The sequence below is a fragment of the Kitasatospora sp. NPDC036934 genome, from assembly GCF_055608425.1.
This window is the reverse complement of record NZ_JBVJQR010000067.1, coordinates 1-5661: the sequence shown is the minus strand read 5'-3', so window position 1 is coordinate 5661 and position 5661 is coordinate 1. Positions and strand designations below refer to the sequence as shown.

At 70.8% G+C, this 5661-nt stretch carries 6 protein-coding genes; 5 read left to right on the top strand and 1 reads right to left on the bottom strand.

What is annotated here, in order from left to right:
- Window positions 1-193: 193 nt before the first annotated feature.
- The gene (locus tag ACZ7BZ_RS38165) at window positions 194-1165 is read right to left on the bottom strand and encodes a LuxR C-terminal-related transcriptional regulator (protein WP_470362398.1); all 972 of its coding nucleotides are present in this window, start codon (window positions 1163-1165) and stop codon (window positions 194-196) included.
- 353 nt (window positions 1166-1518) lie between these two features.
- On the opposite strand from ACZ7BZ_RS38165, the gene ACZ7BZ_RS38160 reads away from it, so the two are divergent.
- The 5 genes from ACZ7BZ_RS38160 (at window position 1519) to ACZ7BZ_RS38140 (ending at window position 5080) form a co-directional block, all read left to right on the top strand.
- On the top strand, window positions 1519-1677 hold the full coding sequence (locus ACZ7BZ_RS38160) for a hypothetical protein (RefSeq protein WP_470362397.1): 159 nt from the start codon (window positions 1519-1521) through the stop codon (window positions 1675-1677).
- Between the two features lie 7 nt (window positions 1678-1684).
- The gene (locus ACZ7BZ_RS38155) at window positions 1685-2005 is read left to right on the top strand and encodes a hypothetical protein (RefSeq protein ID WP_470362396.1); all 321 of its coding nucleotides are present in this window, start codon (window positions 1685-1687) and stop codon (window positions 2003-2005) included.
- Window positions 2006-2189: 184 nt separating this feature from the next.
- Window positions 2190-3503, top strand: a complete 1314-nt coding sequence (locus ACZ7BZ_RS38150; RefSeq protein ID WP_470362395.1) for a hypothetical protein — start codon at window positions 2190-2192, stop codon at window positions 3501-3503.
- An 83-nt stretch (window positions 3504-3586) separates the two neighbouring features.
- Entirely contained in the window at window positions 3587-4645 is a 1059-nt protein-coding gene (locus tag ACZ7BZ_RS38145; RefSeq protein ID WP_470362394.1) for a transglycosylase family protein, read from the top strand.
- A 102-nt stretch (window positions 4646-4747) separates the two neighbouring features.
- Complete coding sequence (locus ACZ7BZ_RS38140; RefSeq protein ID WP_470362393.1) at window positions 4748-5080, top strand: hypothetical protein; 333 nt, start codon at window positions 4748-4750, stop codon at window positions 5078-5080.
- The last annotated feature ends 581 nt before the right edge of the window (window positions 5081-5661 follow it).

Sequence of the window (5661 nt, the reverse complement as noted above, 5' to 3'; positions counted from 1 at the left end):
CTACAGCGACGCGCTGCACAAGCCCCACCTCACCGCTGCCGACCTCTGTCGCCGCCATCTCGCAGCTGCCTCAGAGCAGGACCGACCCACCAACCGCGTCCCCAACCTCACGGGTCAGAACAACTAGCGCGCCCATCCCGCGCCGGGTCAGGACTGAGAGCAGGGCCGCGAGGGCCGGGCGGCGCGCCCGGTGTCAGAGCCACCCCCGGTGGGCGGCCTTGATGCCGGCCTCGAACCGGCTGCTGGCGCCGAGGCGTTCCATGATCGAGGACATGTGCCGGCCCACGGTGCGCGAGGAGATGCCCAGGCGCTGGCCGACGGCGTCGTCCGTGAGGCCGGAACTCAAGAGGCGCAGCAGCTCGCGCTCGGTCGCGGTGAGGCTGGTGCGGGGATCTTCGGGCTGGGTGGCTCCGAGGGGGACGGCCGTGTTCCACGCCTGCTCGAAGAAGTCGAGCAGGGCGGAGAGGATGCCCGGCTCCGTGACGTACAGGGCTCCCTTGCGGTTGTCCGCCGGGTCGATCGGCACGAGCGCCTGCGCCCGGTCGACCATGACCAGCCGCTGGGGGATCGTCGGGGCGGTGCGGACCTCGCTGCCCCGCCCGAGGAGCCAGTGGGCGTACGCGGCGACGTGGGGCTGGCTGCGGGTGGCGTCCTGGTAGAGGGTCCGCATGGTGATCCCCCTCCCGAGCGCCTCCGCGTCGGCGGGGCGGCCGGCGTCGAGGTCCTCGGGGCGCTGGTTCCCCGGCTGACTGCTGAGCACCTCGGTGGTGGCCTCGTGCCCCATCCGTTCGAGCCGGCTCTGGATGGCGTCCATCCCGAGGAGGCGCTCTCCGTGACCGGCGCGGTGCTCGGCACGGTCGGCGACCATGCGGGTGACGGCCGCACGCGAAGCCGCCAACTTGGCCTGTTTGGAAGCGAGTTCGGCCTCCTGTGCGGCGATCACCCCGGCGAGCCCGATCTCGGGGCTCACGGCCCGCATCTGCCCGGGGCGGTCCGCGGAGACACGGATCAGGGTGAGCCGGTTCAGTTCGTCGAACTGGTCGTGCACCTGTATGGAGGTCAGGCCGCAGTGATCGGCGATCTCGTCCACGCCGAAGGCGGGGTGGTCGAGCATGGCCTGGTACACGGCTGTGGCCGGGGCCGTCAGGCCCAGCACCTCGAGCATGTGTTTCCCCCCAAGTAGCCCCGTGGGGCGCCTGTGCGAACGACTCCATCCAAACAGTCTTTCGATACTTCGATCAAGAAGGACCCTGTCCCCCTTTGGGTCGTCTCGCACCATTCGCACACGAGCCGCCATGCAGGCTACCCCTCGAATTGACGCAGGCTCGTCAACTCTGTCGGACTCCGGACAGTCCGATTGGCGACAGCCCGAACACCTTCCGACGGGCTCGACGACCGACGAAGCTAGTCGTCGTCGCCAGGGAAACGGCCCGGACGACAACCGGACGGAGCGCCAACCGCGGGGCGCACCACCCGTCCAGGACACGCCACCCCCTCACCCTCGGAAGGACTTCCACCATGCTTCGCACCCGCCTCGCCCAGGCCGCCGCGGTCGCCGCCGTCGCCCTCAGCGCGATCGTCCTCGTGCCCTCCGCCGCCACCGCCGCCTCCACGGCCGACCCGGTCGGCACTCCCACCCCGGCGGTGAGCCAGGACAGCCTCACCTGGGGCGGCTGATCCCGCCGTGGAGATCGTCCACGTCACCCTGATCCCACGGCCGTCCGAGGACGACGTCCACGGGCCGAGCGCCGAGGCCGAGATCGTTGACGCCCTGTGGGCCCATGCCCTGCCCGCCGACGGACTCCAGCACGTCAACGCCCGCACCGCACCTGAGCGGGTCGACCTCCTGCTCTACCTGCTCACCCCCGATTCGTCCGATGCACCCCCCGCGCTCCGGCGCGCCCACGACCTGATCGCCCGCAGTCATCGGACCTCGCCCCGGTTCAACCGGCACTACCTGCCGCCCGAGCCGCTCACGGCGCCCGACGTCACCGGCACCGACTGAGAGCCGCGCCCGTCGAGCCACGTGCTCCGGCCGGCGCCCGGTCGGTACCCGGAACCGCCCCACCGGGCTCCTGCGCCCGCCTTCCGCAGGACAGTCACCGCCCGCAGTGCCACGGCCGCCCGGCCTCGCACCGCCGCGCGTCCGACACCCCGCTTCGCTCACCACCACCTCATCGGAGACACCCATGCCTTCCGCACGCCTCGCCCTCCGCGCCGCCTCCGTCCTGCTCGCCGCCGCCCTGCCGGCCCTCGCCCTCACGGCCACCCCCGCGACCGCCCAGTCCGACCCGACCTCCGCGGCCGCCGACGGCACCAACGACAAGGGCGGCGCCGGCCAGCCGGCTCCCGCAGCCTCCCCCCGGCTGGCCCGCTCCCTCGCCGCCGGGCCGACCGTCACCCGCTCCGAGGTCATCGCCCGTGCCAACACGTGGGTGGGCCTGGGCCTCCAGTACACCAAGAGCGGTGAGACCTACCAGGGTTACCGCAAGGACTGCTCCGGTTACGCCTCGATGGCGTGGAAGCTCTCCACCGCGTACGGGGGCCTGGACACCACGAGCTTCGTCCCCAACGGTGTCGCCTCCTGGCTCGGCAGCAAGGACGACCTCAAGCCCGGCGACGCGATGCTGAACGACCAGGCGTTGTACAGCGGCCACATCGTCATCTTCGACCAGTGGGCCGACAGCAGCCACAGCAGCTACATCGGCTACGAGTTCACCGGTTCGGGCGTCCACCACCGCACCATCCCCTACCCGTACTTCTCCGGTTACGGAACCTTCAAGCCTGCGCGCAACAACAGCATCGTCGACGACAGCGGCTCCTCGGTCGGCTCGACGCGGGTCGGTGTGTTCCGCAACGGGGCCTGGGCCGTGCGCAACTCGTCCGGTGGCACGAGCACCTTCTCCTTCGGTCAGCCCGGTGACATCCCGATCACCGGTGACTGGGACGGCGTCGGTCACACCCAGGCCGGCATCTTCCGCCCCAGCACCAACGAGTTCGCCCTGCGCCACGACGACGGCACCGCCACCTCGCTGACCTTCGGCAACCCCGGCGACATCCCCGTCCCCGGCATGTGGGACCGCAACGGCCACGCCCAGATGGCCATCTTCCGCCCCTCCACTAACACCTTCACCATCCGCCACGACAACGGCACCACCGACTCCGCCATCGTCGGCAACACCGGAGACATCCCCATCGTCGGCGACTGGGACGGCGTCGGCCACACCCAGATGGGCGTCTTCCGCGCCGCCACGAACGACAACGAGCAGAACGTCTTCGCCCTGCGCCACGACGACGGCTCCGTCTCCACCGCGACCTACGGCAACAAGGGTGACCTCCCCGTCGTCGGCGACTGGGCCGGCCGCGGCCGCACCACCTACGGCATCTACCGCCCCTCCACCAGCGACTTCGCCCTCGCCAACGCCTACATCGGCACCGCCGACACCACCTTCCAGTTCGGCAACCCTGGCGACATCCCCGTCACCGGCAACTGGGGAGTCTGATCCCCCTCCCCGCGGGGCCGCCACCACGGCGGCCCCGCACCCGTTCCCCCGAACCTCACCGCCACATCACCGAAGGAACCACGATGACCAGCCGTGCGAAGCACGCGAAGACCCGCACCGCCGTCACCCTGCTGGCCGCCGCCGCGATCGCGGGCACGCTGAGCACGGGACAGGCGGACGCCGCATCGGTCGCGACCTGGGACAAGGTCGCCCAGTGCGAGAGCACCGGCAACTGGAGCATTGTCAGCAGCAACGGGCTGTACTACGGCGGCCTGCAGATGACCATGGCCAACTGGCGCTCGTACGGCGGCACCGCCTACGCCGCCCGCCCCGACCTCGCCAGCAAGCAGCAGCAGATTCTCATCGCCGAGAAGATCCTCGCCGACCAGGGCGCTGGAGCCTGGCTCCACTGCGCCCCGGGCACCGGGCTCTCCACGGACCACGCCAACCCGTACCCGAGCACCTCGGCCGCGGAGACGCGGGTCGGTGTGTTCCGCAACGGCGCGTGGGCCGTGCGTACGGCGTCCGGCTCCGTGAACACCTTCTCCTTCGGTCAGCCCGGTGACATCCCGATCACCGGTGACTGGGACGGCGTCGGTCACACCCAGGCCGGCATCTTCCGCCCCAGCACCAACGAGTTCGCCCTGCGCCACGACGACGGCACCGCCACCTCGCTGACCTTCGGCAACCCCGGCGACATCCCCGTCCCCGGCATGTGGGACCGCAACGGCCACGCCCAGATGGCCATCTTCCGCCCCTCCACTAACACCTTCACCATCCGCCACGACAACGGCACCACCGACTCCGCCATCGTCGGCAACACCGGAGACATCCCCATCGTCGGCGACTGGGACGGCGTCGGCCACACCCAGATGGGCGTCTTCCGCGCCGCCACGAACGACAACGAGCAGAACGTCTTCGCCCTGCGCCACGACGACGGCTCCGTCTCCACCGCGACCTACGGCAACAAGGGTGACCTCCCCGTCGTCGGCGACTGGGCCGGCCGCGGCCGCACCACCTACGGCATCTATCGCCCCTCCACCAGCGACTTCGCCCTCGCCAACGCCTACATCGGCACCGCCGACACCACCTTCCAGTTCGGCAACCCCGGCGACACCCCCGTCACCGGCAACTGGGCCTGACGACAACGGCCTGGTATCGACAACTCCTGCTCCGTTCAGCCCCGTTGGCAGTCGAGAGAGAGTGCCGACGGGGCGGTTCCGTTCGTACGGGGGAGACGGGTGATGTGGCGGCGGGTGCGGCAGGTGCTCAGGGGGCTGATGGTGGTGGCCGTCCTGGTGTTCGCGTGGCTGGTCTGGTCGCTCCACCGGCAGATGGAGCCGTTCGATCCCCCGGACGTGGCGAAGATGGCGAACGCGCCCTCGACCCGGGCCGCCGGGCGGGAGGCGGCGGAGACGATGGACGGGCGGATCGCGCAGGTACGGGCGCAGGCGCCGTGGGCGGAGCACCTGGGTACGGCCGTGTTCGACCGGTGCGAATCCAAACCGGACGGGATCTCCTGGGACGACACGATCTGCGAGCGGATCGCCACCGTGCGCCTCGTCTTCGACGGCTGATGATCAGCCATGTCGAAGACCGGGGTGCGGGCCTGGGCAAGGCTCTGAGGCGATCTCCCCGGCCGGCTGACCGAGTTCGACCGGAGCGTCGGCGCCCAGGGCTGGAAGCCCTCCGCAGGGCCGGACACGGGCCTGCCGCTCACTGACCAGTACCGGTATCGCGCCTCACCCGGGCCGTCGGCCACGGCCCCGCCGCTGACAGGGCGGATGTGGTACGCACTCCCCGTGCACGGCGCGGAGGTTGCGCGCCTGAGCGTGGGCGTGTCCCGAGCGCCCACGGTGCCACCCGGCGCAGAGTGGGAGTGGCCCAAGCAGTTGCTGGGGGCAGCGACAACCCGGGAACTCGTCCTGACGGAGGATCTCGTGCGGAAGGCCGCACCCCGGTATGTCGCCCAGTTCACCTTCAGCACCAGGTACTTCATCGACACCAGCACCCACAGCCCCGGCGCGCCGCCTCGCTAGTGCTCCGACCGGGAAGGTTCGCCGGGTTGGTGGGTCGGTCCTGCTCTGAGGCAGCTGCGAGATGGCGGCGACAGAGGTCGGCAGCGGTGAGGTGGGGCTTGTGCAGCGCGTCGCTGTAG

Bases quoted from the DNA above. Each gene is read 5' to 3' on its own strand.
- ACZ7BZ_RS38165 (WP_470362398.1), bottom strand. From the start codon at position 1,165: ATGCTCGAGGTGCTGGGCCTGACGGCCCCGGCCACAGCCGTGTACCAG.
- ACZ7BZ_RS38160 (WP_470362397.1), top strand. From the start codon at position 1,519: ATGCTTCGCACCCGCCTCGCCCAGGCCGCCGCGGTCGCCGCCGTCGCC.
- ACZ7BZ_RS38150 (WP_470362395.1), top strand. From the start codon at position 2,190: ATGCCTTCCGCACGCCTCGCCCTCCGCGCCGCCTCCGTCCTGCTCGCC.
- ACZ7BZ_RS38145 (WP_470362394.1), top strand. From the start codon at position 3,587: ATGACCAGCCGTGCGAAGCACGCGAAGACCCGCACCGCCGTCACCCTG.
- ACZ7BZ_RS38140 (WP_470362393.1), top strand. From the start codon at position 4,748: ATGTGGCGGCGGGTGCGGCAGGTGCTCAGGGGGCTGATGGTGGTGGCC.